General features: G+C 60.0%; 24 protein-coding genes and 1 pseudogene. 7 read left to right on the forward strand and 18 right to left on the reverse strand.

Features of this window, described 5'->3' with window-relative positions; all coding sequences use genetic code 11:
• Positions 1 to 120 precede the first annotated feature (120 nt).
• The 4 genes from pip (at position 121) to mdoH (ending at position 6467) form a co-directional block, all read left to right on the forward strand.
• The gene (pip, locus tag ACI5GA_RS18360; protein WP_404636306.1) at positions 121 to 1092 is read left to right on the forward strand and encodes a prolyl aminopeptidase; all 972 of its coding nucleotides are present in this window, start codon (positions 121 to 123) and stop codon (positions 1090 to 1092) included.
• 97 nt (positions 1093 to 1189) lie between these two features.
• Positions 1190 to 1627 (forward strand): D-aminoacyl-tRNA deacylase, encoded by a 438-nt coding sequence (gene dtd / locus ACI5GA_RS18365; protein ID WP_421423699.1) that lies wholly within the window; start codon positions 1190 to 1192, stop codon positions 1625 to 1627.
• Positions 1628 to 1936: 309 nt separating this feature from the next.
• Positions 1937 to 3886 carry a glucan biosynthesis protein G gene (locus ACI5GA_RS18370; RefSeq protein WP_421425492.1) on the forward strand — a complete coding sequence of 650 codons (1950 nt, stop codon included), beginning with the start codon at positions 1937 to 1939 and terminating at the stop codon, positions 3884 to 3886.
• Positions 3879 to 6467: a glucans biosynthesis glucosyltransferase MdoH gene (mdoH, locus tag ACI5GA_RS18375; protein WP_421423700.1), complete on the forward strand. Its 2589-nt coding sequence runs from the start codon at positions 3879 to 3881 to the stop codon at positions 6465 to 6467. The genes ACI5GA_RS18370 and mdoH overlap by 8 nt, the downstream gene beginning before the upstream one ends.
• A gap of 161 nt (positions 6468 to 6628) precedes the next feature.
• Here mdoH and ACI5GA_RS18380 read toward each other — a convergent pair whose 3' ends face one another.
• The 12 genes and pseudogenes from ACI5GA_RS18380 to ubiE all read right to left on the reverse strand — a co-directional run bounded on the left by ACI5GA_RS18380 (position 6629) and on the right by ubiE (position 17095).
• Complete coding sequence (locus tag ACI5GA_RS18380) at positions 6629 to 7504, reverse strand: methyl-accepting chemotaxis protein (RefSeq protein ID WP_421425493.1); 876 nt, start codon at positions 7502 to 7504, stop codon at positions 6629 to 6631.
• A pseudogene (locus ACI5GA_RS18385) lies at positions 7490 to 8572 on the reverse strand (methyl-accepting chemotaxis protein); the annotation flags it as partial. The pseudogene ACI5GA_RS18385 and the gene ACI5GA_RS18380, both read right to left, overlap by 15 nt.
• Before the next feature lie 303 nt (positions 8573 to 8875).
• On the reverse strand, positions 8876 to 10792 hold the full coding sequence (locus tag ACI5GA_RS18390) for a HAMP domain-containing methyl-accepting chemotaxis protein (RefSeq protein WP_421423702.1): 1917 nt from the start codon (positions 10790 to 10792) through the stop codon (positions 8876 to 8878).
• A gap of 225 nt (positions 10793 to 11017) precedes the next feature.
• On the reverse strand, positions 11018 to 11725 hold the full coding sequence (locus tag ACI5GA_RS18395; RefSeq protein WP_404636310.1) for a 16S rRNA (uracil(1498)-N(3))-methyltransferase: 708 nt from the start codon (positions 11723 to 11725) through the stop codon (positions 11018 to 11020).
• Positions 11722 to 12513, reverse strand: a complete 792-nt coding sequence (gene tatC, locus ACI5GA_RS18400) for a twin-arginine translocase subunit TatC (RefSeq protein ID WP_404636311.1) — start codon at positions 12511 to 12513, stop codon at positions 11722 to 11724. The genes ACI5GA_RS18395 and tatC overlap by 4 nt, the downstream gene beginning before the upstream one ends.
• Entirely contained in the window at positions 12510 to 12977 is a 468-nt protein-coding gene (tatB, locus tag ACI5GA_RS18405; protein ID WP_404636312.1) for a Sec-independent protein translocase protein TatB, read from the reverse strand. The genes tatC and tatB overlap by 4 nt, the downstream gene beginning before the upstream one ends.
• 10 nt (positions 12978 to 12987) lie before the next feature.
• Positions 12988 to 13257: a twin-arginine translocase TatA/TatE family subunit gene (locus ACI5GA_RS18410; RefSeq protein ID WP_404636313.1), complete on the reverse strand. Its 270-nt coding sequence runs from the start codon at positions 13255 to 13257 to the stop codon at positions 12988 to 12990.
• Positions 13258 to 13300: 43 nt separating this feature from the next.
• The gene (locus tag ACI5GA_RS18415) at positions 13301 to 13633 is read right to left on the reverse strand and encodes a phosphoribosyl-ATP diphosphatase (protein ID WP_404636314.1); all 333 of its coding nucleotides are present in this window, start codon (positions 13631 to 13633) and stop codon (positions 13301 to 13303) included.
• Between the two features lie 2 nt (positions 13634 to 13635).
• On the reverse strand, positions 13636 to 14028 hold the full coding sequence (gene hisI / locus ACI5GA_RS18420) for a phosphoribosyl-AMP cyclohydrolase (RefSeq protein WP_404636315.1): 393 nt from the start codon (positions 14026 to 14028) through the stop codon (positions 13636 to 13638).
• 57 nt (positions 14029 to 14085) lie between these two features.
• Positions 14086 to 15705, reverse strand: coding sequence for a ubiquinone biosynthesis regulatory protein kinase UbiB (gene ubiB / locus ACI5GA_RS18425; RefSeq protein WP_421423705.1), 1620 nt, complete (start codon positions 15703 to 15705; stop codon positions 14086 to 14088).
• Positions 15702 to 16325, reverse strand: coding sequence for a ubiquinone biosynthesis accessory factor UbiJ (locus ACI5GA_RS18430; protein WP_421423708.1), 624 nt, complete (start codon positions 16323 to 16325; stop codon positions 15702 to 15704). Before ACI5GA_RS18430 ends, ubiB begins: the two co-directional genes overlap by 4 nt.
• A complete protein-coding gene (gene ubiE / locus ACI5GA_RS18435; RefSeq protein ID WP_404636548.1) occupies positions 16325 to 17095 on the reverse strand; it encodes a bifunctional demethylmenaquinone methyltransferase/2-methoxy-6-polyprenyl-1,4-benzoquinol methylase UbiE in 771 nt (256 codons plus the stop codon). The genes ACI5GA_RS18430 and ubiE overlap by 1 nt, the downstream gene beginning before the upstream one ends.
• A 140-nt stretch (positions 17096 to 17235) precedes the next feature.
• Here ubiE and ACI5GA_RS18440 point away from each other — a divergent pair, with 140 nt between their 5' ends.
• From ACI5GA_RS18440 to ACI5GA_RS18450, 3 genes are all read left to right on the forward strand, one after another.
• Positions 17236 to 17514, forward strand: coding sequence for a polyhydroxyalkanoic acid system family protein (locus ACI5GA_RS18440; RefSeq protein WP_404636318.1), 279 nt, complete (start codon positions 17236 to 17238; stop codon positions 17512 to 17514).
• A 228-nt stretch (positions 17515 to 17742) separates the two neighbouring features.
• Positions 17743 to 18180 carry a phasin family protein gene (locus ACI5GA_RS18445; RefSeq protein ID WP_404636319.1) on the forward strand — a complete coding sequence of 146 codons (438 nt, stop codon included), beginning with the start codon at positions 17743 to 17745 and terminating at the stop codon, positions 18178 to 18180.
• 10 nt (positions 18181 to 18190) lie between these two features.
• Positions 18191 to 19084 carry a phasin family protein gene (locus tag ACI5GA_RS18450; protein ID WP_421423710.1) on the forward strand — a complete coding sequence of 298 codons (894 nt, stop codon included), beginning with the start codon at positions 18191 to 18193 and terminating at the stop codon, positions 19082 to 19084.
• Positions 19085 to 19330: 246 nt separating this feature from the next.
• Here ACI5GA_RS18450 and ACI5GA_RS18455 read toward each other — a convergent pair whose 3' ends face one another.
• The 6 genes from ACI5GA_RS18455 to hslU all read right to left on the reverse strand — a co-directional run bounded on the left by ACI5GA_RS18455 (position 19331) and on the right by hslU (position 26813).
• A complete protein-coding gene (locus ACI5GA_RS18455; RefSeq protein ID WP_421423711.1) occupies positions 19331 to 19945 on the reverse strand; it encodes a TetR/AcrR family transcriptional regulator in 615 nt (204 codons plus the stop codon).
• Between the two features lie 44 nt (positions 19946 to 19989).
• Positions 19990 to 21672, reverse strand: a complete 1683-nt coding sequence (gene phaC / locus ACI5GA_RS18460) for a class II poly(R)-hydroxyalkanoic acid synthase (protein ID WP_421423712.1) — start codon at positions 21670 to 21672, stop codon at positions 19990 to 19992.
• Positions 21673 to 21839: 167 nt separating this feature from the next.
• Complete coding sequence (gene phaZ / locus ACI5GA_RS18465; RefSeq protein ID WP_404636323.1) at positions 21840 to 22694, reverse strand: poly(3-hydroxyalkanoate) depolymerase; 855 nt, start codon at positions 22692 to 22694, stop codon at positions 21840 to 21842.
• 241 nt (positions 22695 to 22935) lie between these two features.
• Positions 22936 to 24615: a class II poly(R)-hydroxyalkanoic acid synthase gene (gene phaC / locus ACI5GA_RS18470; protein ID WP_421423714.1), complete on the reverse strand. Its 1680-nt coding sequence runs from the start codon at positions 24613 to 24615 to the stop codon at positions 22936 to 22938.
• Positions 24616 to 24957: 342 nt separating this feature from the next.
• Positions 24958 to 25335 carry a gamma-butyrobetaine hydroxylase-like domain-containing protein gene (locus tag ACI5GA_RS18475; RefSeq protein WP_404636325.1) on the reverse strand — a complete coding sequence of 126 codons (378 nt, stop codon included), beginning with the start codon at positions 25333 to 25335 and terminating at the stop codon, positions 24958 to 24960.
• Between the two features lie 146 nt (positions 25336 to 25481).
• Positions 25482 to 26813, reverse strand: a complete 1332-nt coding sequence (hslU, locus tag ACI5GA_RS18480; RefSeq protein ID WP_404636326.1) for an ATP-dependent protease ATPase subunit HslU — start codon at positions 26811 to 26813, stop codon at positions 25482 to 25484.
• Positions 26814 to 26866 lie beyond the last annotated feature (53 nt).

A 26866-nucleotide genomic window follows, 5' to 3' on the forward strand; every position in this document is an offset into this window, starting at 1 on the left:
GCAAGCCGGCTCCCACAGAAAACAGCAGGTTCATGCGCCAATATGATCATTTACCGTTTCGGGTTTATGATGCCCACGGCAGATAGATAGAAGCCCCTGAATTGGACTTTTGGAGCACCTATGCAGACCTTGTACCCGCAGATCAAACCCTACGCCCGGCACGATCTGGCAGTGGAAGAGCCTCATGTGCTGTACGTCGATGAAAGCGGCTCGCCGGAAGGTTTGCCAGTGGTGTTCATCCACGGCGGGCCGGGTGCGGGATGCGATGCCCAGAGCCGTCGCTACTTCGATCCGAATCTGTACCGCATCATCACTTTCGATCAGCGCGGCTGTGGTCGCTCCACCCCCCATGCCAGCCTGGAAAACAACACCACCTGGCATCTGGTGGAAGACCTTGAGCGCATTCGCAAGCATCTGGGTATCGACAAATGGGTGCTGTTCGGCGGCTCTTGGGGTTCGACCCTTTCATTGGCCTATGCCCAGACTCACCCTGATCGCGTGCATGCACTGATTCTGCGCGGCATCTTTTTGTGCCGTCCGCAGGAGATCAAGTGGTTCTATCAGGAAGGCGCGAGCCGCCTGTTCCCGGATTATTGGCAAGATTACCTGGCGCCGATCCCGCTGGACGAGCGCGGCGACTTGCTGAGTGCGTTTCACAAACGTCTGGTGGGCAGCGATCAGATCGCACAGATGCACGCCGCCAAGGCGTGGTCGACCTGGGAAGGTCGCACCGCCACGCTGCGTCCGAACCCGCTGGTGGTCGACCGTTTCTCCGAGCCGCAGCGCGCGCTGTCCATCGCCCGCATCGAATGCCATTACTTCACCAACAACGCCTTCCTTGAAGAAAACCAACTGATTCGCGACATGCCCAAAATCGCGCATCTGCCGGGGATCATCGTGCACGGCCGCTATGACGTGATCTGTCCGTTGGATAACGCCTGGGAACTGCATCAGGCCTGGCCGAACAGTGAGCTGCAGGTGATTCGCGATGCGGGGCATGCGGCGTCGGAGCCTGGGATCACCGATGCTTTGGTGCGCGCGGCCTCGCAAGTGGCGCGGCGTTTGCTCGACCTGCCGCCGGAAGAGGCGTAACAAAAGAGTCAGGCGCTACGCGGTCGAAAACTGTGGGAGCCAGCAAGCCGGCTCCCACACAGATTGTGTTGAACCAGAAAATGGGTGGAAGGCTTCAATGAAAGGTTTGCTCCAACGCGTGCGCGCTGCACGCGTCGATGTTGCGGGCGAGACTGTGGGCGCCATCGATCAAGGCTTGCTGGTGCTGGTCGGCGTCGAGCCTCAAGACACTCGCGCCAGCGCCGACAAAATGCTGCACAAGCTGCTTAACTATCGGGTGTTCAGCGACGATGACGGCAAGATGAACCTGTCGTTGAGTGATGTCGGCGGTGGTTTGCTGCTGGTTTCGCAGTTCACTTTGGCGGCGGACACCCGCAGTGGCATGCGGCCCAGCTTTTCCAAAGCCGCGCCGCCCGCGGTGGGTGCCGAATTGTTTGACTATTTGCTGGAAAAGGCTAAAACCTCGCACAAGACGGTCGCTGCGGGCCAATTTGGTGCGGATATGCAGGTGCATTTAGTAAATGATGGCCCTGTGACATTTTTGCTGGAGACGTAAAACCCGCAGTTTGTCTGTCATACCCGAATTTATTAGGCAAAAAGCCATAAATACTTTGTTTCCCCTGATGCGTTGTCACGCGCGCTGCTAGATAATCGCGCGCTACAAGACGAGCGATTGCCCGTCAAATCAGTAAAAACGCAGATTGGTCCGAAATCGTTTGGGGAATCATTGGCCCCATTCGGAGTCGGAACAATGCTCGCCAACCCGGCATGTGATGGCTGGCCGTTGGTTTCTTCATCTGTTTTTCGGCGAGGGTTGCTCGTGATTGTTAGTCCATGTAATGCACCAAAGACCCCTTGAAAGCGCCTGCGAAGCGCTTTGTTGGCCGGGTCGGCTTTGTTCTGTCTGTTCGGCGCCAGCCAACTCTGGGCGTTCGATCTGGACGACGTGGCGACAAAGGCCAAAGAGTTGGCCGGACAGAAATTCGTAGCCCCGAAAAGCAACCTGCCTGCAGAATTCCGCGACATGAAGTTTGCGGACTACCAGAAGATCCGCTTCCTGCAAGACAAAGCCGAGTGGGCTGCTGACCGAACTCCGTTCAAGATCTCGTTCTATCATCAGGGCATGCACTTCGACACGCCGGTGAAAATCAACGAAGTCACCGCGACCACCGTCAACGAAATCAAGTACGACCCTGCGCGTTTCGATTTCGGCGGCATGAAGTTCGACGCCAAAGCCACCGAAAACCTCGGCTGGGCCGGTTTCCGTGTCACCTATCCGATCAACAAGGATGACAAGCAGGACGAGATCATGACCATGCTGGGCGCGAGCTACTTCCGCGTCATCGGTAAAGGTCAGGTTTATGGCTTGTCTGCCCGTGGTATGGCCATCGACACCGCGATGTCGTCGGGTGAAGAATTTCCTCGCTTCACCGAGTTTTGGATCGAGAAGCCAAATCCCGATGAACAGCATCTGGTGATCTTCGCGCTGCTGGACTCTCCGCGCGCCACTGGCGCCTACAAGCTGATCCTGCGCCCGGGTACCAACACGCTGGTCGACGTTCAGTCGCGCATGTTCCTGCGTGAGAAAGTCGGCAAGCTGGGCGTTGCGCCGCTGACCAGCATGTACCTGTTCGGCGCCAACCAGCCGTCGAAAGTCCTCAACTACCGTCGTGAACTGCACGACTCCAACGGTCTGTCGATTCAGGCCGCCAATGGCGAGTGGATCTGGCGTCCGCTGAACAACCCGAAACACTTGGCTGTCAGCAGTTTCTCGGTCGAGAACCCGCGTGGTTTCGGTCTGTTGCAACGTGGCCGCAATTTCAGCCATTACGAAGACTTGGACGACCGCTACGACAAACGTCCTAGCGCCTGGATCGAGCCAAAAGGTGACTGGGGCAAAGGCACTGTCGATCTGGTCGAGATTCCGACCGCTGACGAAACCAACGACAACATCGTTGCGTTCTGGAAGCCGGAAACCCAGCCAGAGCCAGGTCAGCCAATCGACTTCAACTACCGCCTGCACTGGACCATGGACGAAGACTCCATCCACTCGCCCGATCTGGGCTGGGTCAAGCAGACCCTGCGTTCGACCGGTGACGTGAAGCAGTCCAACCTGATCCGTCAGCCAGACGGCAGCGTGGCGTATCTGGTCGATTTCGTCGGCCCGACCTTGGCCAAACTGGGTGAAGACCCGGCGATTCGCAGCCAGGTCACCACCGACGACAACACCGATCTGGTGGAAAACAACCTGCGCTACAACCCGGTCACCAAAGGCTGGCGCCTGACGCTGCGCCTGAAGGTCAAGGACACCAACAAGAACGTGGAACTGCGCGCGTACCTGCTGCGTGAAACCCCGGTCGAGCCTGGTAAGGAACCTGCGATCATCACTGCTGACAAAGCAGACAAGAAGCCTGAGAAAAAAGCCGAGGCGAAAGCCGTTGCGGCAGCCCCGGCACCGAAGGATGAGAAGGCCGAAATCGTCAAGACCGACGCCCTGAAGGCCGGTGACGCGAAAGACGCCAAAGACCCGAAAGATGCCAAGGTCGCCAAGGCGGACGCGAAAGACGCGAAGGCCGATGCGAAAGACGCCAAAGCTGACGCCGCCAAACCAGCCGACGCCGTGAAGGTCGCCGAAGCCAAGTCTGACGAAGCTTCTCGTCCTGAAGCCGCTCTGGGCGATGCCGCCAAGGCGAACAAAGGCAGTAAAGAAACCGCGCAGCCAGCGAAAGAGGCTGCCTCCACCCAGCAGGGCCCGGCCATGAATCAACAGATTCTGACCGAGACCTGGAGCTACCAGTTGCCAGCCGATGAGTAATTCACAAGCCGTGCCTGAGTCTCTGAACGAGTACCTTGCACATTTGCCAATGAGCGACGAGCAGCGGGCGGAACTTGCCAGCTGCACCTCGTTTGCTGAGCTGCATGAACGCCTTTCGGCACAGACCGTCGCTGATCCTGCCGAGGCCGCCCAGGCTTCGGTGGGGCGTCGTCTGACCCTGACCACCGCTGACGAGCTGCACGAAGCTGAAATGCTGGCTGTGGACGCCAGCGGTCGTGTCTGCCTGAAAGCCACGCCCCCGATTCGCCGTACCAAAGTCGTGCCCGAGCCGTGGCGGACCAACATCCTGCACCGCGCCTGGCGTCGGATGACCGGGAAATCCAACCCGCCTCCGCCGAGTCACGACGATTTGCCGCGCGACTTGCCCAAGTCCCGCTGGCGTACGGTGGGTTCGATCCGCCGCTACATCCTGCTGATCCTCATGCTGGGCCAGACCATCGTGGCGGGCTTCTACATGAAGGGCATCCTGCCGTATCAAGGCTGGTCGCTGGTGTCGTTCGACGAAATCAGCCATCAAACCCTGTGGCAGACCGCCGTTCAGGTGATGCCATATGCGCTGCAGACCACCATCCTGCTAATGTTCGGGATTTTGTTCTGCTGGGTGTCGGCTGGTTTCTGGACCGCACTGATGGGCTTCCTCGAACTGCTCACTGGTCGCGACAAGTACCGCATCTCCGGTGCCAGCGCCGGTAACGAGCCGATTGAACCCGGTGCCCGCACTGCGTTGGTGATGCCGATTTGTAACGAAGACGTACCGCGTGTATTCGCGGGCCTGCGTGCAACCTTTGAATCGGTGGCTGCCACCGGTGATCTGGATCGCTTCGATTTCTTCGTGCTCAGCGACACCAACGAAACCGACATTGCTGTTGCCGAGCAACAGGCGTGGCTGGACGTGTGCCGCGAGACCGGTGGTTTCGGCAAGATTTTCTACCGCCGTCGTCGCCGTCGCGTAAAACGCAAAAGCGGCAACCTGGACGACTTCTGCCGTCGCTGGGGCGGTGACTACCGCTACATGGTCGTGCTCGACGCTGACTCCGTCATGAGCGGTGAGTGCCTGACCAGCCTGGTGCGCTTGATGGAAGCGACCCCGGACGCCGGTATCATCCAGACCGCGCCAAAAGCGTCGGGCATGGACACCCTGTATGCGCGCATGCAGCAGTTCGCTACCCGTGTGTATGGCCCGCTGTTCACCGCCGGCCTGCACTTCTGGCAGTTGGGTGAGTCCCACTACTGGGGGCACAACGCGATCATCCGCATGAAGCCGTTCATCGAGCACTGCGCCTTGGCGCCGCTGCCCGGTAAAGGCGCGTTCGCCGGTGCGATCCTGTCCCACGACTTCGTTGAAGCTGCGCTGATGCGCCGTGCCGGCTGGGGCGTGTGGATTGCCTACGACCTGCCGGGCAGTTATGAAGAACTGCCGCCGAACCTGCTGGACGAACTCAAGCGTGACCGTCGCTGGTGCCACGGTAACCTGATGAACTTCCGCCTGTTCCTGGTCAAAGGCATGCACCCGGTACACCGTGCGGTGTTCCTGACTGGCGTGATGTCGTACCTGTCGGCGCCGTTGTGGTTCCTGTTCCTGGTATTGTCGACAGCGCTGCTGGCGGTCAACACGTTGATGGAGCCGACCTACTTCCTGGAGCCGCGTCAGCTGTATCCGCTGTGGCCACAATGGCACCCGGAAAAAGCCGTCGCGCTGTTCTCGACCACTATCGTGCTGCTGTTCCTGCCGAAATTGCTCAGCATCATCCTGATCTGGGCGCAGGGCGCGAAGGGCTACGGTGGCCGGATCAAGGTCACACTGTCGATGCTCATGGAAATGCTGTTCTCCATGCTGCTGGCGCCAGTGCGGATGATTTTCCACACCCGTTTCGTACTGGCCGCGTTCCTCGGTTGGGCTGCGACCTGGAACTCGCCACAACGTGACGACGATTCCACGCCATGGAGCGAAGCGGTCAAGCGTCACGGTCCACAGACACTGCTGGGCTTTGCCTGGGCTGCTCTGGTGGCCTGGCTGAACCCGAGCTTCCTCTGGTGGCTGGCGCCTATCGTCGGTTCGCTGGTGCTGTCGATTCCGGTGTCGGTGATTTCCAGCCGCACTAACCTGGGCCTGAAAGCCAAGGACGACAGCTACTTCCTGATTCCGGAAGAGCACACGCCGCCGCAAGAACTGGTTTCCACCGACCAATACACCCACGAAAACCGCTGGCATGCGCTGCATGACGGTTTCGTGCGTGCCGTGGTCGACCCACAACAGAACGCATTGGCCTGCGCCTTGGCGACCTCGCGTCACCGTGAGGCTGAGCCGATCGAATGGATGCGTGTCGAGCGCGTGCGCCATGCCATCAAGGGCGGCCCTGAGCACCTGAACAACAACGAGCGCCTGCAATTGCTGAGCGATCCTGTTGCGCTGGCGCGGCTGCACGAGTTGGTCTGGGCTGAAGGCAACGAGGCCTGGCTGGAAGCGTGGCGCGCGTCGGTCAAGGCCGATCCGCATGCGCCGTTGCTGCCATTGCAGCCTGCGACCCATGTGAATGCGCCGTCGTTGGCCAATGCCTGAGTGATCGCGCTGTAAGCAAAACGCCGCTGAAGAGCAATCTTCGGCGGCGTTTTTGTTTCTGAATGCAATGCAGTACCTGTGGGGGATAATCCGCCGCCTCGGCGCCACACCCTGTGGGAGCCGAGGCGGGTTATCTCCCACCGGGTTAATAGCGTTCGCCTTCAACCCACTCGAAATTTCCCCACCATCTCCTGCAACTGCATCCCTAACCGCGCCAGTTCCACGCTGGACGCGGCGGTCTGTTCGCTCGCCGCCGCGGTTTGCTCCGATACGTCACGCACGGCGAGCACGCTACGATTGATCTGCTCGGCCACCACGCTTTGTTCCTCGCCTGCCGTGGCGATCTGCTGGTTCATGTTCTGAATGGTCGAAACGGTCCGGGTGATGTGCTCAAGGGCGGCCCCTGCACGGCGACTCAAGTCCACACTGCGATCCGTCAGGCTGCGGCTGGCGTCCAGCGTGCTGACCACTTGCTGTGTTCCGCCTTGCAGCGCGGCGATCAGCACCTGAATCTCTTCGGTTGATTCCTGTGTTCGCAACGCCAGGCTGCGGACCTCATCGGCCACCACCGCAAAACCACGTCCGGCCTCTCCGGCCCGTGCGGCCTCGATGGCGGCATTTAGCGCCAGCAGGTTGGTTTGCTCCGAAACGGACCGAATCACATCGAGTACGCCGCCGATCTTGTCGCTTTCCAGCTTCAGTTGGCCCATCGCCTGCGATGAGTTGTTGACCTCGACCGCCAGCCTTTCGATCTGGCAAATCGCCTCGGCCACCACTTTGTCACCCTCGCGAGCCCGCTGATCGGCCTGTTGCGCGGCCTCGCTGGCTTCCTCGGCGTTACGCGCGACCTCCAGGACGGTCGAGGTCATCTGGTTCATCGCCGTGGCGACCTGATCGGTTTCCTGTTTTTGACTGTTCACGCCTGCGCTGGTCTGCCCGGTGACCGCCGACAATTGCTCGGCAGCGCTGGCAATCTGCGTGATCCCGTCGCTCAGGCCCACGATCAGGCTACGCAGCCGTACCGTCATGTCCTGCATGCTCTGTTGCAAGGTGCCCATCTCGTCCTGACGCCGAACATTGAGGTCTTTGCTCAAATCCCCATTGGCAATGCGGGCAGCAACGCTCAGCGTTTCACGCAGCGGCACGATGATCTGCCGCGTGATCAGCCAGGCAGCCAGTATGCCAAGCAGGATCGCCAGCCCGGCCACGCCGCTGAGGGTCTTGCGAGACTGGTCGGCTTCGCTGTCGCGCCGTTTGGCCTGCAACTCCATGATCTCGGTGGTGGACGACAGCAAGTTATCACCCATCGTCTCCATGGATTCCTGCGCGGCCTCCGCCTTCGTTTGCAGTACCTTCAATTGATTCAACTGGGCGCGGTAATCCTCAAGGGCCTTTTGCGCACTGAGCAGAATGGACGCGTTAGTGGCTGAAGGGCTGCCCATGATTTCTGCGACTTCGCGCAACGCATTGTCGATCTCGCCGACTGCAGCCATCTCAAAGGTGTCGGACCCTGTATAGAGGTAGGCCTGCGTGTTGTAGCGAGCCGTTTGCAGGTTTCGGCGTAATTGCAGGATGTTGGTGAACTCGTCGAGTTGTTCCTGGTTTCCCTGCTCTTCACTGACGGCCTTCATGACATCCGCTTCGACTTTATCCACAGCGGAAATGACCGTGTCGGACAGCCCTCCCATCTGTTTGCGTGAATCATCACGGGCCTGTAGCAACTGGCCGAGGCTGGAAAAGGCCGCTTCCAACGCACTGACCGTTTCGCTTTGTTTGTTGAGCTTTTGAATGATGTCGGCGGGGTAGTCCTCGCCTCTCAAGAGGCTCAGATGCGCTTCGATGCCGTTGATTCGCTGTGAGACTGCGCTGGCACTTTCAGTCGTGTTCTCGATGCGGAAAATAATACGTTCGGCGCGCAGGTCCTTGGTCAGCGCGTTGAGCTGCGCGATGGCGCTCATCGATTCCGAGCGTTCGATCATGGTGTCCAGGCCATGCCAGCCCGTCAGCGTGATGACCAGCGTGAGCAACAGCACCAGGCCAAAACCCAGCGACAGTTTGAGTTTGACGCTGGTGTTGGCCAGCGCCGTGTTGATTCCCTGCAACATGGTGCATCTCCTGCGAATGGGCGATAAACGCGCATCGGCAGGAGGTACGGGAACGTGACCTGATGAAGTCGTAGGAGATTTCTGAAGCGAACGCGAGGGTGAAGCGGGTCACATCCTGTGAAGCCTATTCGCCAGCAAGCCGGCTCCCACAGGTTTGGCGTCGAACACAATGCCCACGTTCGACGCGAGTTTTTGTGGGAGCCGGCTTGCTGGCGAATGCGGTTTGTCAGTGACCTCAATGTGGCGGGCAGACCGCTTTTGTCCGCCGACGCCCCAAGCCAGAAGGATGCGCAGAAGCAGTGGTTAAACTCTGAACTTACCCACCAGCCCCTGCAAATGCGTACCCAACCGCGCCAGCTCAACGCTGGATGCCGCCGTCTCCTCGCTGGCCGCCGACGTCTGTTCTGAAACATCTCGGACGTTGAGCACGCTGCGGTTGATCTCCTCGGCGGTCGCACTCTGTTGTTCTGCGGCAGCGGCAATCTGTTGGTTCATGGCCTGAATCGCTGACACGGTCTGGGTAATATTTTCCAGCGCGCCGCCCGCCCGTCGGGTGAGTTCGACGCTGCTGCTGGTCAATTCTCGGCTGTTGTCCATGATCGCTGCGACCTGCTGCGTACCATTTTGCAGACCGGCAATCAGCTCTTCGATTTCCTCCGTGGACTTCTGCGTACGCTGCGCCAGACTGCGTACCTCGTCGGCCACCACCGCAAAGCCACGTCCGGCTTCCCCCGCCCGCGCCGCTTCGATGGCGGCGTTAAGAGCCAGCAGATTGGTCTGCTGGGCGACGGACTTGATCACGTCCAGCACGCTGCCGATCTTGTCGCTCTCGCGTTTGAGTTCACCCATCGCCTCAGTGGAATGTCCTACCTCGGTGGCCAGGCGTTCGATCTGGGCAATCGCCTCGCTCACCACCTTGTCACCCTCGCGGGCCTGCTGATCGGCTGCTACAGCGGCTTCTGAGGCCTCCTCGGCGTTACGCGCGACTTCCTGAACGGTGGCGGTCATTTGGTGCATGGCCGTGGCGACCTGATCGGTCTCGACCTTCTGGCTGTTGACCCCGGCGCTGGTCTGTTCGGTCACGGCGGACAGCTCTTCGGCGGCGCTGGCGATTTGCGTCACGCTGTCGCTGATGCCACCGATCAGGCTCCGCAGGCTGACGGTCATGCGTTGAATGCCACTTTGCAGTTGGCCCAGTTCGTCGCGACGGCCCAATGTCAGGTCATGGGTCAAGTCGCCGGAGGCCACACGATCCACCGCCAGGAGGGTATGTTTGAGCGGCAACGTGATCTGGCGAGTGATAGCCCAGGCGGCAAGCACGCCAAGAAACAGCGCCACGATGGTCGCCAGGCCCAGCATCGACTGCGCCTGCTGACTGTCAGCATCGCGTTTGGCGTTCTGCGAAGTCGTCAGTTTGTCGCTGAGATCGAGCAACTGCTGGCCTAGCGCAGCCATTTTGTCCAACGCCTGACGGCTGGTCTGTTGCGCATCGCGGTATTGCCCGACCGCCACGCCGTAGCCTTTCAGCGCCAGATTGGCTTTTTGCAATTGAGGAATGTATTGCGACGAGACATCACCGGCCAGTGTGTTCACGCCGATGATGGCTTCGTCGATGGCGGCGGTGGCGTTTTTCTCGAAATCCGGGTTGCCGCTGAAGGTATAGCCGCGCACTTGAAAGCGGGCTTGCTGGATCAACTTGCTCACACCCACTGCGCTTTTGAATTGCAGGATGTTGTCATGCTGGATCAGCGCTTCTTCGATCTTGTTGACCTCATTGACCGCCGCATCAGCGGTGTTGCCCAGATTGGCCCGAGCGGCTTCGCGGACCTGGATGGCTTTGGTCATGTCATCGAAGGTACGCCGGTAGTCCGTGGCGGCCTGGGTCTGGGCGTCCAGCAGTTTGAGGTCGTCGGCCCCGGAAATTCGGGCATGAGCGGTCTTGAGGTCGCCATCGAGTTTGTCCAGCGCGGTCATGACCGCCCTCGCGGTGTCGGCGTTGGACTGACTCTCATACGCCATGCGCGCAGTGCGCAACTCCATGGTCTGTTCGCTGATCTGCGAAATGTTCGCCAGCTTGTCACCCCGCTCGATCAGCGACGAAACGCTCGACCAGCCGGTGGCCATAATGATCAGCGTGAGCAACAGCACCAGGCCGAACCCGATGGTGAGTTTGCGGCTGACACTGATGTTTCCGAGGTATTGGGCAGCCCAGCGGTACATGATGATTCCTTGCGCATTATTTTTATGGACGCAAGGTTATCGGCGCGGATGCACCGTTCTGAAGCGCCCTGCGCAGGGCATATCGGCCAAGTTGGGAACGCAATCCGCATCTGTATGATCGTGCCCGCGCTCCCCGTGAGCATGCATCCCCTGACGCTCTGCGTCGGACGCGGAGCGTCCTGGGCGGCTCCCACAGGGTTGACGTGAGGCTGCTATTGAAAGAAATCAGAACAACCGGGCGAGGAGGGCGGTGACGGCGGTTTCCACGCGCAGGATGCGTTCGCCAAGCTGCACCGGGTTTAGGCCCGAAGCACGCAGCAGGTCGATTTCGTAGGGGATCCAGCCGCCTTCGGGGCCGATGGCCAAGGTCACTGGTTCAGTGACCGCACGCGGACAGGCGGGAAAGTCGCCGGGATGGCCGACCAACCCCAACGTCCCGTCAACGATCGCAGGTAAGCGGTCTTCAACGAACGGCTTGAAGCGCTTTTCGATGATGATCTCCGGCAGCACACTGTCTCGCGCCTGTTCAAGCCCGAGAATCAGATGCTCGCGGATCGACGCAGGCGTTAGAAAAGGGGTCTGCCAGAAGCTTTTCTCGACGCGGTAGCTATTGACCAAAATGACCTTGGGCACGCCCATGGTGGCGACGGTCTGAAACACTCGGCGCAGCATCTTCGGGCGGGGCAGGGCGAGGACCAGCGTCAGCGGCAGCTTGGCCGGAGGCTTGCGGTCGAAGCTGACCGACAGCTCCGCTTCGCGCGTTTCCAGCCTCAGCAGTTCAGCGCTGCCCAGCAACCCGTTCACACGCCCCACGCGAAGGCTGTCGCCAACTTCCGAGCGATGCACCTCTTGCATGTGCTTGAGGCGGCGGTCGCGCAGAATCACGCGATCCGCCGAGATGAAATCAGCGTCTTCGAGCAGCAGCAGGTTCACGGTTGGGTCGCTGGTGGCTGGTCTTGCTTGTCGGTCTGCTCGTCGTCTTCATGGTCACCGCGTTTGGTCACCATCGAGCTGCACAAGACGCCGATCTCGAACAGCAGCCACATCGGCACCGCCAGCAGTGTCTGCGAGAAGATGTCCGGTGGGGTCAGGATCATGCCGACCACGAAACAGCCGATGATTACGTAAGGGCGGATTTTTTTCAGGTACTTCACGTCGACGATGCCGATCCACACGAGCAGCACGACGGCCACCGGAATCTCGAACGCCACGCCGAAGGCCAGGAACAGGGTCATGACGAAATCCAGATAACTGGAGATGTCCGTCATCATTGACACTCCCTCCGGAGTCACGCTGGCGAAGAAGTGGAAAATCAGCGGGAACACCAGAAAGTACGCAAAGGCCATCCCGGCATAGAACAGGATGATGCTGGAGATCAGCAGCGGTACGGCCACGCGTTTTTCGTGTTTGTACAGGCCCGGCGCGATGAAGCCCCAGATCTGATAGAGAATCACCGGCATCGCCAGAAACAGCGCGACCATCATCGTCAGCTTGAACGGCGTCAGGAACGGAGAGGCTACATCGGTGGCGATCATCGTCGCGCCTTCCGGCAAGAACTTGCGCAACGGCGCCGAGACGAAGGTGTAGATCTTCTGCGTGAAGTAAAACAGCGCGCCGAAGATCAGGAAGATCGCCAACACGCAGCGCAACAGGCGCGAGCGCAGCTCAGTCAGGTGCGAGACCAGCGGCATTTGCTGGTCGTTTTCCGGGATATCGCTCATGGGGCTCTGGGAGGCTGTGTCGAATCGTTGGCAGAAGGCGTGCCTGGCGCGGTGGCGGCCTGTGTGGTGTCCGGGGCGGGCTCAGCCGTGGCGGGGGCAGCTTCAGGCGTGAGCGAGGGCTTCTCGACCATGATGACCTGCTCCGAAGCTGCCAGCGTACCTGCGGGCGCGTGCTCGGCATGCGGGGCAGGCTGCACGACCGGCGGCACTGCAGGTTGCTGCGGCTGCATGATTTTGCGCGCTTCTTCTTCCAGCGAAAGAATGTGCTCGTTGTGCAACTGACGGCGAATCTCGTCAGCGCCGATTTCGCGCTCAACTTCCTGTTTGATCGCGTTGAAGCTGCGTTTCAGGCGCCCGACCCACAGCCCGGCAGTGCGCGCGGCCCCTGGCAGACGCTCGGGACCCAGCACCAGCAGGGCCACGAGACCCACCAGCAGCAGTTCAGAGAAGCTGATACCAAACATGCGTCACGACCTAGTCTTTGCGGATGGGGTCTTCGACTTTCTGCGCGGTGGCGTCGATGGTGTGCGGCTGATGCAGCGGCTGGCCCTGAGGCGGCTGCGCAGTCGGCTGTGGCTGAACCGGTGGTTGCTCGGCGGGTTTCTCGTCGTCGTTCATGGCCTTGCGGAAGCCCTTGATCGACTCGCCCACATCGGTGCCCAGGTTTTTCAGTTTCTTGGTGCCGAAGACCAGTACGACGACGACCAGGATGACGATCCAGTGTTTCCAGTCAAAAATGCCCATGGCAGGTTCCTCACAAGAAATTCGGGGCTTGGCAGCCCGGTATTTATTTCGCCGAGCGCGCGGCTTTTTCGGCGTGGCCGGACAACCCGAAACGGCGGTCCAGTTCATCGAGTACGGCCTGTGGATGCTGGCCCAGTGCTGCAAGCATGACCATGCTATGGAACCACAGATCGGCGGTTTCGTAGATGACATCGCTGCAGTCACCACTGACAGCGGCGTCCTTGGCGGCGATGATGGTTTCGACCGACTCTTCGCCGACCTTCTCCAGAATCTTGTTCAACCCCTTGTGATAGAGGCTGGCGACGTAGGAAGTGTCGGCAGCCGCGCCTTTGCGCTCTTCGAGCACTTGCGCCAGGCGAGACAGGGTATCGCTCATGTTCAGTGTCCTGCGTGATAAATGGCGTCCGGGTCTTTGAGCACCGGGTCCACGGTTTTCCAGCTTGCGTCTTCATAGACGCGGTAGAAGCAGCTTTCGCGGCCGGTGTGGCAGGCGATGCCACCCATCTGCTCGACCATCATGATGACGACGTCGGCGTCGCAGTCCAGGCGCAGCTCATGCAGCTTCTGCACGTGGCCCGATTCTTCGCCTTTGCGCCACAATTTGCCACGGGAACGCGACCAGTAGATGGCGCGGTTCTCCTGAGCGGTCAGGCTCAGGGCTTCGCGGTTCATCCAGGCCATCATCAGGACGCGACCGGTCTTGTGGTCCTGCGCAATGGCAGGCACCAAACCGTCACTGTCCCACTTAACCTCGTCCAGCCAGTCTTTCATCGTCGGCTCCGGCCGCTCTGTAAAGGGGGTTAGTGTGCCAGCGGGTGGCGCCGATGGCTATCGGCGAACGACCAGATAGAGCCCTGACGCCAACATTAACAAGGCAGGCCAAGCACTCATCGTGATCAATTCGTCACCGGATTGAGTATGGGCAATCGCCAGCACCACGCCACCGGCCAGCAAGCCCGCGCCGATCAGGCGCAGCGCCCAATGGTCGCCTTTGTGCGAGTAAGGCGGTTGCGGATCGGCCGCATGAGGCTGTGACAGACGCTCCAGCAGATCGCGGGTCATGTTGGCCAGGTGCGGGATCTGCTCGACCTGAGATTGCAGGTTGCCGATCAGCGTCCTGGGGCTGACGCGCTCGCGCATCCAGCGCTCCAGAAACGGCTGGGCAGTGGTCCACAGGTCCAGCTCCGGGTATAACTGACGACCCAGACCCTCGATATTGAGCAGCGTTTTTTGCAGCAGCACCAGTTGTGGCTGAACTTCCATGTTGAAGCGGCGGGCGGTCTGGAACAGGCGCATCAGCACCTGGCCAAAGGAAATGTCCTTGAGCGGCTTCTCGAAAATCGGCTCGCACACGGTGCGGATCGCGGCCTCGAATTCGTTGAGCTTGGTCTCGGCAGGCACCCAGCCCGAGTCGATGTGCAACTGGGCCACGCGGCGGTAGTCGCGCTTGAAGAAGGCAAACAGGTTACGCGCCAGATAGTCCTGATCTTCCGGGGTCAGGCTGCCGACGATGCCGCAGTCGATGGCAATGTATTGCGGGTCCCACGGCGAAACCGTGCTGACGAAAATGTTGCCCGGATGCATGTCCGCGTGGAAGAAGCTGTCGCGGAACACTTGGGTGAAGAACAGCTCCACACCGCGCTCAGCGAGCTTTTTCATGTCGGTGCGCTGATCGGCCAAGGTCGCCAGGTCGGTGACCTGCACGCCGTAGATGCGCTCCATCACCAGCACTTTCGGGCGGCACCAGTCCCAGTAGACCTGGGGCACGTAGAGCATGGTCGAGCCTTCGAAATTGCGGCGAAGCTGGCTGGAGTTGGCCGCTTCGCGCAACAGGTCGAGTTCGTCGTAGATGGTCTTTTCGTAGTCGGCGACCACGTCCACCGGGTGCAGCAAACGGGCGTCCGCCGACACTCGTTCAGCAATTCGAGCGAGGATGAACAGCCACGCCAGGTCAGAACCGATCACCGGTTTCAAGCCCGGGCGAACCACTTTGACGACCACTTCCTCGCCAGTTTTCAGGCGTGCCGCGTGAACTTGAGCGACAGAGGCAGAGGCCAGAGGCTCGACGTCAAAGCGGCTGAACACGTTGTTGATCTTCGCGCCCAGTTGCGACTCGATCAGCGCGATAGCTTTCTCGGATTCGAACGGCGGCACCCGATCCTGAAGTAGCATCAGTTCATCGGCGATGTCTTCGGGCAACAGGTCGCGACGGGTCGACAGCAATTGACCGAACTTGATGAAAATCGGCCCCAGGTCCTGTAGTGCAAGGCGCAAGCGCGCGCCTCGGCTCAGTTCGCTCGGACGTCGAGGAATCCAGCGCCAAGGCAGCACGAAGCGCACGGCGAGCAACCACCACGGCAGAGGCAGGGCGAACAACAGGTCATCGAGGCGGTAACGGATTACGACACGCTGGATGCGAAACAGGCGGCGGACGGCAAGCAGGCTCATGCGTTATCGCTGGACTTGAGGGAGTGGGCCAGACGCTCGAAGCGGGCTTCGAGGCGTTCCAGGTCTTGTTTGGTCTGATCCAGTTCGGCGAAGCGGGCTTCGGCCTCGCGTTTGCCGACCAAGGTGCGTGATTCTTCGGCCAGGTACTCGGCCAGGTTGTGGCCAAGGCTGGAAAATCCGTCGCGGGTCCAGCGTGCGTCGCGGCGCAGATGACCACCGATCAGCGACGTGGCGACCGGGCCGAGCCAGCGTTGCAGCTCGTATTCCCAGTCCAGATCCAGGTCCTGCAACACGCCCGTCAGTTCCAGCAGCGCGGCGCTTTCACCGTCCAGCTCGACTTCGGGGCCGTGCAGCACGGCGTTCTTGTCGCGGCTTAGCGCCAGACGCACCAGGCTCGCAGCGGGCGCACGCAGCGTCACATCAGCACCGGCTTCCCAGCGCGTGGCCAGCATCAGCCCCTCGTCGCTGGGCAGGATGTACAGGTGAAACATCGGGCTGGTGCACTCGACCGCAATCACCTTGCCACTGAGCCGATCAAGGCGTGGCAAGGCTGTGCTGTCCATTTGCAGCACACGATTGATACCGTGCTCGACGCTGGCGAGCAAGCCACTGATCAGCATCAGGGCTTTATACCGCGGTGCAGCGCGACGATGCCGGAGGTCATGTTGTGATAGGTCACGCGGTCGAAACCGGCGTCCACCATCATCGACTTCAGGGTTTCCTGATCAGGGTGCATGCGGATCGATTCGGCCAGATAGCGATAGCTTTCCGAGTCGTTGGTGATCAGCTTGCCCGCCAGCGGCATGAAGGCGAACGAGTAGGCGTCATAGACCTTGGACATAACCTTGTTGGTCGGCTTGGAGAACTCCAGCACCAACAGACGGCCGCCCGGCTTGAGCACGCGCAGCATGGAACGAATGGCATCGTCCTTGTGGGTCACGTTGCGCAGACCGAAGGCGATGGTCACGCAGTCGAAGTAGTTGTCCGGGAACGGCAGCTTTTCAGCGTCGGCCTGGACGAACTTGATGTTGCCGGCCACACCGCGATCAAGCAGGCGGTCACGACCAACCTTGAGCATCGATTCGTTGATATCGGCGAGAACGACCTCACCGGTCGGGCCAACCAGGTGAGAAAACTTCTTCGCCAGATCACCCGTGCCGCCCGCGATGTCGAGCACGCGGTTGCCGGTGCGTACGCCGGACAGCTCGATGGTGAAGCGCTTCCAGAGGCGGTGCATGCCACCGGACAACACGTCGTTCATCAGGTCGTACTTGGCTGCAACGGAGTGGAAAACCTCGGCGACTTTCTCGGCCTTCTGGCTTTCCGCTACGGTTTTGTAGCCGAAGTGAGTGGTGGGTTCGGCATCGCTGCCTTTGCGCGGATCGTTCATATCGCTGTCACCGGAATAAAGTGCGGCCATTCTAATCGCCGGGGCTGGCTTTGTCTTGACAAGGCTCACCGTGAACAGTTTCTTCATCGAATGCCGCTGGTATAGTGGCCCGACGATTTACCCGATGAAGGAGCCTGTCCATGGCCCGCATTACCGTTGAACGCCCGCACGCGCTGGGCAAGGAAAAGGCCCGCGAGAAGGCTGAGTTGCTGGCGGAAAAACTGGGCGACAAATATGGTATCGCGCACAGTTGGGAGGGCGACACAGTGTCGCTGGACGGCAAGGGAGCCAAGGGCACCGTTCAGGTCGAAGAGGCGCTCGTGCGCGTCAACATCGAGCTGAATTTCTTCTTGTCGGCGATGAGCAGCACGATTGAATCCGAGATCGAGCGGCAGTTGGATAAAGCCCTGAACGCCTGACACTCACCCTTGTGGGAGCCGGCTTGCTGGCGAAGGCGGTGTGTCAGTTTCCGTTTATTTAACTGATCCACTGCATTCGCCAGCAAGCCGGCTCCCACGACCTTCGGCCAGACGCAGATATTCGCCCACCCAACCTAGGGTGAGCTTTCTAATTTTTCTCTCTACTTTGTGCCCATGCCCCCTTTTGCGGGGTGGTTCCTCCTATCCCTTTCGAGCGTGAGGTGCACCATGGCCAAAGTTACCCTGAAGAAGAAAATCGAAGCCGAAGACACCAAGGTGTTTTCGGAGGTGCGGCTGTACGCCCGCAAGATCTGGCTCGCTGGCCTGGGCGCCTACGTCAAGGCGGGGCAGGAAGGCGCCGAGTACGTCAAAGAGCTGATCAAGACCGGCGAGCAGACCGAGAAGAAAGCCAAGAAACTCATCGATGAGAAAGTCGAGGCGGCCAACAGCGAGATCGATTCGGTCAAAGGCGACGTGAAGGGTGAAGTCACCAAGGTCAAAGGCCGTGTGGAAGTACAGCTCGACAAAATCGAAAGCGCCTTCGACCGTCGCGTGGCCAGTGCCTTGAATCGCATCGGCATTCCGTCTAAACATGATGTTGAGACACTCTCTGCTAAGCTCGATGAGCTGACGGCATTGCTCGAACGTGTCGCGCGTAAACAATAAGGAGAGCGGGATGGCTGGCAAGAAGAAAACCGAAAAAGAAGGCAGCTCCTGGATTGGTGAAGTGGAGAAATACTCCCGCCAAATCTGGCTGGCTGGTTTAGGCGCTTACTCGAAGATCAGCAATGACGGCAGTAAGCTTTTCGAATCGTTGGTCAAAGACGGCGAAAAAGCCGAGAAGGAAACCAAGGCGACAGTGGGCAAGACTGTCGACACGGCCAAGGCGACGACCAAATCCCGTGTCGGGGACGTGAAAGATCTGGCGTTGGGCAAATGGGGCGAGCTGGAAGGTGCGTTCGATAAACGCCTCAACAGCGCTATCTCTCGCCTGGGCGTGCCGAGTCGCAACGAAGTCAAGGCTCTGCACAGCAAGGTCGATCTGCTGACCAAGCAAATCGAAAAGCTGACCGGTGCGTCGGTCACACCTGTTTCGAAAACTGCAGCGGCCAAGCCTGCTGCAAAACCGGCGGCGAAAACCACTGCCAAGCCACTTGCCAAAGCGGCTGCCAAGCCTGTCGCCAAGGCCGCCAGCGCTGCGGCGAGCAAAACCGCAGCGGCCAAACCAGCGGTGGCCAAGGCGGCAACGAAACCCGTAGCGGCCGCCTCCAAAGCAGCGGCTTCCACGGCAGCCAAGGCGAAAACCGTTGCGGCGAAGCCAGCCGCCAAACCTGCACCGAAGGCCGCTGCGAAACCTGCGGCAGCGAAACCGGCCGCCAAGCCAGCAGCGGCCAAACCCGCTGCCGCGAAAAAGCCTGTCGCAGCCAAAAAACCAGCAGCACCGAAGCCCGCGGCAGCCGCCAAACCGGCCGCTGCACCGGCTCCAGCGCCAGCAGCGAGCGCAGCGCCGTCCACTCCGGCACCGTCTGCGCCAGCAGCACCGTCGACCCCCTCTACTCCGTCGTCCTGACACCCATCGGCTTCTGGCCGGAGGCCGTAGGAGCGCAGCTTGGTCTGGGCTGCACTCGGACGATCTGGCGCAAAGCGGCAGCAAAAGCAAAATCAGAGAGCGCGGTAGACCTGAACTACCGCGCTCTCTGATTTCAGGATTGCTACGCAACCCATCGCGGGCAGGCCACGCTCCTAGTCCTTCGGGCAGAATCAAAAGCCTCGAGAGTTGCACCGCCACGTCCTGTGGGCAGAACAACAGCCGATCTCAGTCTTCCAAATAGTGCAACGCCAGTCGCTCGGCTGCATGCCGGGCGCCGGGTTTCAGGTGCGGCGCGACCAGCATCATGATCTGGTAAACCACTACACGGGTCTCACCTTCACGATCAAGGATGCGCTGGTAATCCAGCGAGAACAGTAAGGTCATGGTGATCTGCTCCACCAGTTGCCCCAGCGCCTGAGTGTCGCTGGTGACCTGTCCTTCGGTTTTCAAACGGGCCAGGAGCGAGGCGAGGGTGCGCTTGATCGAGTTGAGCAGGTTGCGAATCCCTCGGGCGAGTTTCGGCAGGCGGCTGGCGAGGTTCGACAGGTCCTGAAACAGAAACCGATAGTGGGACAAACGCTCGACTATCAGGTGCAGGAACAGCCAGTAATCCTCGGCCTCCAGGCGAGCATCGGCGGGTGGGTCGAGCAGCGGGGCGAGTTCGACCTGGAAGCGCTCGAACAACTCCATTACCAACGGCTCCTTGCCGTGAAAGTGGTAGTAGAGATTGCCGGGGCTGATCTCCAGCTCGTTGGCGATTTCAAGCGTTGAAACGTTGGGTTCGCCCTGCTGGTTGAACAGCAGCAGGGCGCATTCGAGTATGCGGTCGCGGGTTTTCATCCAGTCTTCTTGATTCAGGTTTACGGACTGTAGGAGCGGTGCTTTCATCGGACGCGCACATACGTCCCAGGCGCCGCCTCCATCGGTGGGTAATTCTGGTTGCCCAGCGCGGTCAGGGTTTCCCGCTGAGTACCGGAACGCTCTTGAACCCAGCTCAACCAGCTCGGCCACCAACTGCCATCGGTGCGGTGGGCGTCGTAGTACCAGGCGCGGGGGTCGCTGCTCAGTTTGCCGTTCTCGACGAAGTTGGCTTTCGGGTTTCCGGGCGGATTGAGGATGCTTTGCACATGACCGCTATTGGACAGCAGGAAGCGCCGTTCGCCGCCCAGCAGCAATGTCGAGCGATACACCACGTCCCAGGGCGTGATGTGGTCATTGATTCCGGCCACGCTGAAACTGTCCACCGTGACTTTCTGAAGATCTATGGGCGTACCGCAGACCTCCAGCCCGCCAGGATGGGTCAGCGGGTTGTACTTGAAGAAGTCCAGCAGATCACCATGCAAGGCGGCAGGCAGGCGCGTGCTGTCGTTGTTCCAGTAAAGAATGTCGAACGGCGGTGGCGCCTTGCCGAGCAGGTAGTTGTTGACCCAGTAGGTCCAGATCAGGTCATTGGGGCGCATCCAGGCGAAGACCTTGGCCATGTCGCGTCCATCCAGAACGCCTTTTTGATAAGAGCGCCGTTTGGCGGCCTCAAGGGTCTGCTCGTCGATGAACAGCGTCGCAGGGCTTTCGATCTGGCTGTCCAGCAGGCTGACCAAATAGGTCGCGCTGGCGACTCGGCGCATCTGCCGTTTAGCTTGTAAATGACCTTGCAAGGCTGCGATCGTAAGGCCACCCGCGCAGGCCCCCATTAGATTGACCTCGCGTGCTCCAGTGATTGCCCGGCACACGTTCATCGCTTCTTCGACCGCCTCCACGTAGCTGGACAATCCCCATTCCCGGTGGCGCACGTCAGGATTACGCCAACTGATGATGAACGTCTGCAAGCCGTTTTTCAGGGCGTATTGGACGAAGCTGTTGGTGGGGCTCAGGTCGAAGATGTAGAACTTGTTGATCTGCGGCGGCACGATCAGCAGCGGGCGCGCATACTGCTTTTCGCTCATGGGCGAGTACTGGATCAACTCCAGCAGCTCGTTGCGAAACACCACCGCGCCGGGCGTGACGGCCAGCGTGCGGCCAATCTCGAAGGCATCTTTGGTGGTCTGGCTGGGCAGGCCGTTGTTGTGCATGAAGTCGTCGAGCATATGGCTCAAGCCCTTCACCACGCTGGTGCCACCTGAGTTGAACAACTCTTTGACGGCCAACGGGTTGAGCAGGGTGTTGGTGGGCGACAGCGCGTCGTTGAGCAAGGCAAAGATGAACTGCGCGCGGGAGCGGTCATCTTCGCTAAGGCTGCTGTTGTCGATCCACTCGCGCACCTGATGCTGACAGCTCAGATAGGCCTGCAAGCCACGGCGGTAAAGCGGGTTGTGCGTCCAGGTCGGGTCGTTGAAACGGGTGTCCTGCGGGTGCGGCTGATGGGGCGTGTCGCCGAGCATCACTTTGCCCAACTGACCGCCCAGCGCCAGTGCGTGACGCGCGGTGTAAACCGGGTGCTTGAGGCCTTGCAGCGCCACGTTGCGCAGAGTCGAAAACAGGTCGCGACCTCGCAGGCCAGTGATCGCGCTCTGTGCATTGATGTAGGTGGCGGGCGTCGGGTAGCTATTTTTCGCCGGTTTGTCTCGCATGGGTCAACACTCCTTCGTCATGCCATAAAGCAAAAACACCTGCACGCCATGCGTAAGTCGCCATGGTGCGCCGCTCTGCGTCCGGGCAATCCCGCCCGATGACGCAGTCAGTGAAGCGACTTCTTGTTTTGAAACGAACTCCTGCCGGTTCCAGCGCGATCCTTGGGTCAGCGCACGGTGGGTGCGGGCTGCGGATGCATGACAGCGCGTTGCCGTTCTTGCTGGAGGAACTTCATGATGATGGGCGCAACGGCTTCGGCGCGGGTAATCAAAAACAAATGCCCATCGTCGATTATGTGTAGCTGGGCATTGGGGATACGCCAGGCCAGCAGTCGCATATTGATCAGTGGAATCAATGGGTCGTCATCGCCGGCCAGCACCAGCGTGGGCTGGCGGATCTTGTGCAGCCAGTGAATGCTGGTCCAGCCCATGCCTGCGAACAGTTGCCAGTAATAGCCCAGTTTCCCGGACGAACGGACCTTCGCCGCATGATTGGCGGCCAGGTGCCGATCACGCCGAAACGCGCCACCGTAGATGTCCGGGGCGATGCGAATCACATGAGACGGCTGGATGTAGCGACGCGGGCTGGCCATCATCCACAGCACTTTCGGCTTGCCGGGGACCATGACCGCGCCGGCTGAGGTGGCCGCCAGCACGAGTTTTTTGCAGCGTTCGGGGTAATCGTGGGCGAACTGCTGAGCCAGCGCGCCGCCCCACGACACGCCAATGGCGTTGACCTGGCCGTAATCGAGATAATCGAGCATCCGCGCCGCAAGTTTGGCCAGACCGGGAAAGCGATAGGGGCGACTGGGCGTCGACGAGCCGCCGACACCGGGGACGTCGAAGGCGATGACTTCAAGGTCCGGGTCCAGCGCATCGACGAAGGGGAACACCAACTCAAGGTTGGCACCGATGCCATTGAAGATCAGCAACGGCGTGAGATGCCCCTTGCCGGGGCGCACGGCGGTGCGGATGTTATGGCCATCCAGATCGATGGTGCGAAATACGAACGGTTGCGGCATGCGCGAAGCCCTGTTGGTTAAACGCCGGTTACTGCTGTCCTGCGCGTCTTCCGGTCCTGAAACCGCGTGGGCGGTTTCCGTGTGTTCGATGCTTGCTGCAACTCTTTATTCCAGGTCGGGTGCTATCTCCTGTGGCAGTCCGGCTTGCCGGCGGCAGCGATTTAAAGATTGTCACCGTCGGCAAGCGGAGGGCCGCCCGGCCGTGTTGCTACAGGGGATGTGTCCTGGTCGACATCGTCAATCAACGCTCATGCACATACGTCCCCGGTGAAGCCTCGCCCGCCGGATATGCCTTGTTACCCAGTGTAGCGGGGGATTTTTTCGGTTTGCCAGAGCGCTCGCCCAGCCACGCCTGCCAGTGCAGCCACCAGGAATCGGTGTGCTTGCTCGCATCTTCCTGCCAGCGGCTGGACTCTTCCGGCAGTTCCGGGTTGGTCATGTAACGCGCCTTCGGGTTGCCCGGCGGGTTCAGGATGCTCTGAATGTGCCCGCTGTTGGACAGTACGAATTCAGTCTTGCCGCCGAACAGCCGCGCCGATTTGTAGCACGACACCCAAGGTGTGATGTGGTCGTTGGTGCCCGCAAGACAGAAGATGTCACTTTTGACCTGCTTCAAGTCGATGGGCGTGCCGCAGACCTCCAGCGCGTTCGGGCGAACCAGCGGATTGTTCTTGAACATCTCGATCAAGTCACCATGAAACGCCGCGGGCAGACGGGTGGTGTCGTTGTTCCAGAACAGGATGTCGAACACCGGCGGTTCGTTGCCCAGCAGGTAGTTGTTGACCCAGTAATTCCAGATCAGATCGTTGGGGCGCATCCAGGCGAAGACCTTGGCCATGTCTTTGCCCTCAAGCACACCTGCCTGATACGAATGACGCTTGGCCGACTCCAGCGTCTGCTCGTCGACGAACAGCGCAACCTGAGTGTCGAGTGTGGTGTCGAGCACGCTCACCAGCAGGGTCAGGGCGTTGACTTTCTGCTCACCCAGCGCGGCGTAATGGCCCAGCAGCGCGGTGCAGGTTATTCCGCCGGAGCACGCGCCAAGCATGTTCACGTCCTTGCTGCCGGTGATCTTGCAGACCACATCCACCGCTTCCTTCACGGCATCAATGTACGTCGACAGGCCCCATTCGCGCTGCGCTTTGGTCGGATTGCGCCAACTGATGATGAAGGTCTGCACGTTGTTGCGCAGGCAGAAGCGCGCCAGGCTTTTATCCTGGCTGAGGTCGAAAACGTAGAATTTGTTGATCTGCGGTGGCACTACCAATAGTGGGCGCTCATGGACTTGTTCGGTGATCGGCTTGTACTGGATCAGTTCCAGCAGGTCATTGCGAAAGACCACGGCGCCTTCAGTGGTGCCCAGGTTTTTGCCAACCTCGAAGGCGTCCATATTGACCTGGCTCGGCATACCGCCGTTGTTCACCAGATCCTTGGCCAGATGCGACAGGCCGTCGAGAATGCTCTTGCCACCGGTTTCGAAGAAGCGCTTGATCGCCGCCGGGTTGGCCGCGCCATTGGTAGGCGACATCGCTTCGGTCAGCAGATTGATCACGAAGTGGCCGCGGCTGGTGTCTTGTTCGGAGAGGCTGCTGTCTTCGATCCAGTCGTGCAGTTCCTTGCGCCAGGCCAGGTACGTCTGCAAGTAGCGACGGTACAGCGGGTTCTGACTCCAGGCCGGATCGACGAAGCGGCGGTCGTCATTGTCAGGTGTCAGTGTCGAGCGGCCCAGCAGAACGTTTTTCAGTTCCAGCCCGAAATGGGCCACATGCTTGGCGCTGTGAAAGGGTTGTTTGATGGCTTGGGTCAATACCATGCGTGCCGTGGTGAGCAAATCCTTGCGCCTCAGGCCTACAACGGGATTCAGACCCAGGGTGTGTTCAGAGGCTTGACGCGGCAGATCATCATTACTCTTGTTACTCATCTACGACGCTCCATTGTCCTGAGACGAGCGCTGGTGTCCCTGTGGTAAGAAGCGACACAGGCAAACGCCAGCACTGCTCTCGGGTGACCGATGATTAACACAACGGGTGTGACCGCTCCTGCAAGGCGCCGGATTTTGGATGGCGCTACATGGGGCTGCTGCGAGCACACCGACAGGCTTCTGCAAAAAACTCCGATGCAGAGAACTTGCCAGAACCATTGGTTACGCGAGATTCATAAAAATCGCAAGCAGGGCCAGTCATTGACCGCTGCGCGGAGCATTGAAGCAGATCGAATTAGAAAGCGCGTCCTAAAACGGCGAGTGGCGTTCCAGAGCGGCGGGTCACAGCATCAGTCGAATGACTTGCTCGGAAGGGTCGCGAGATTTGCCAGCGGCTTTCAGTTCGGCCAGATAATCGTCCCACAGCGACGCCTGACGCAGTGCCAGTTGTTCCAGGTACTCCCAAGTGAACAATCCGCTGTCATGGCCGTCGTCGAAGGTCAGTTTTAGTGCGTACTGACCTGCCGGTTCTATCTTGCTCAGCCCGACGCCCAGCTTGCCGAATTGCAGAATCGGCTTGCCATGGCCCTGCACCTCGGCGGAAGGCGAATGCACGCGCAAGAATTCGGCAGGCAGGTGATATTCCTCCTCCGGACCGTACTTCAGCGTGAGGATTTTCGAGGCTTTGTGGAGTTGGATGGCGGTGGGCATTCTGGACATGGGATTTAACGCCGTGCACTGAACATCGTGGGAGCCGCCGGGGTGGCGTACGACCTTGCTGGCGAAAGCGTCGGGTCAGACACCTTTGTGGTGACTGATTTATTGCATTCGCCAGCAAGCCGGCTCCCACACGTGATGTTGCGAATTTACAGGATGTAGCGCGACAAATCTTCGTCTTTGGCCAACTCGCCCAAATGGCTGTTGACGTACTCGGCGTCGATCTTGATCGTCGAGGTGTCCTCGGCGCTGCCCAGGTCGCCGGCACTGAACGACACCTCTTCGAGCAGACGCTCCAGCAGCGTGTGCAGGCGGCGTGCGCCAATGTTCTCGGTCTTCTCGTTCACCTGCCATGCGATTTCGGCCAGACGCTTGATGCCGTCCGGCTGAAACTCGATGTTCAGGCCTTCGGTCTTCAACAACTCGCGGTATTGCTCGGTCAGCGAGGCGTGAGGCTCGCTCAGGATGCGCTCGAAGTCCTCTGGGGTCAGGGCCTTCAGCTCGACACGAATTGGCAGACGGCCTTGCAGTTCAGGCACCAGATCGCTTGGCTTGCTCAGGTGGAACGCACCCGAGGCGATGAACAGAATGTGGTCAGTCTTGACCATACCCAGTTTGGTGTTGACGGTGCAGCCTTCGATCAGCGGCAGCAGGTCGCGCTGTACGCCTTCACGGGACACATCAGCACCCCCGACGTTGCCACGCTTGGCGACTTTGTCGATCTCGTCGATGAACACGATGCCGTGCTGTTCAACCGCTTCCAGTGCCTTGCCTTTCAGTTCTTCGTCATTGACCAGACGGCTCGCTTCTTCGTCGCGGACCATCTTCAGCGCGTCTTTGACCTTAAGCTTGCGAGCCTTCTTTTTGCCCTTGCCCATGTTGGCAAACAGGCTTTGCAACTGGTTAGTCATCTCTTCCATGCCCGGAGGCGCGGAGATGTCGACGCCGGCCATTTCGGCGACTTCGATCTCGATTTCCTTGTCGTCCAACTGACCTTCGCGCAGGCGCTTGCGGAATAGTTGGCGAGTGTTGGAGTCGCTCGGTGCGGCTTCTTCATTGAAGCCACGAGCAGGCGGCAGCAGTGCATCGAGAATGCGCTCTTCGGCGGCGTCTTCGGCGCGATGACGTACCTTGGTCATTTCCTGTTCGCGCAGCAGCTTCATCGCCGCGTCAGCCAGATCCCGGATGATCGACTCGACGTCACGGCCGACATAACCGACTTCGGTGAATTTGGTCGCTTCCACTTTCAGGAACGGCGCGTTGGCGAGCTTGGCCAGACGACGGGCGATTTCGGTCTTGCCAACGCCGGTCGGGCCGATCATCAGAATGTTTTTCGGGGTGACTTCGACGCGCAGCTCTTCAGGCAACTGCATCCGGCGCCAGCGGTTACGCAGCGCGATGGCGACGGCGCGTTTGGCATCGTCCTGGCCGATGATATGGCGGTTGAGTTCGTGGACGATTTCACGGGGAGTCATGGACATGGTTTTCAACGGTCCTCTGTGACGAATGAATCCGGCAGCCGCGATGACTTGCG

Source organism: Pseudomonas sp. Pseu.R1, from assembly GCF_045764065.1.
Classification (GTDB): Bacteria; Pseudomonadota; Gammaproteobacteria; order Pseudomonadales; family Pseudomonadaceae; genus Aquipseudomonas.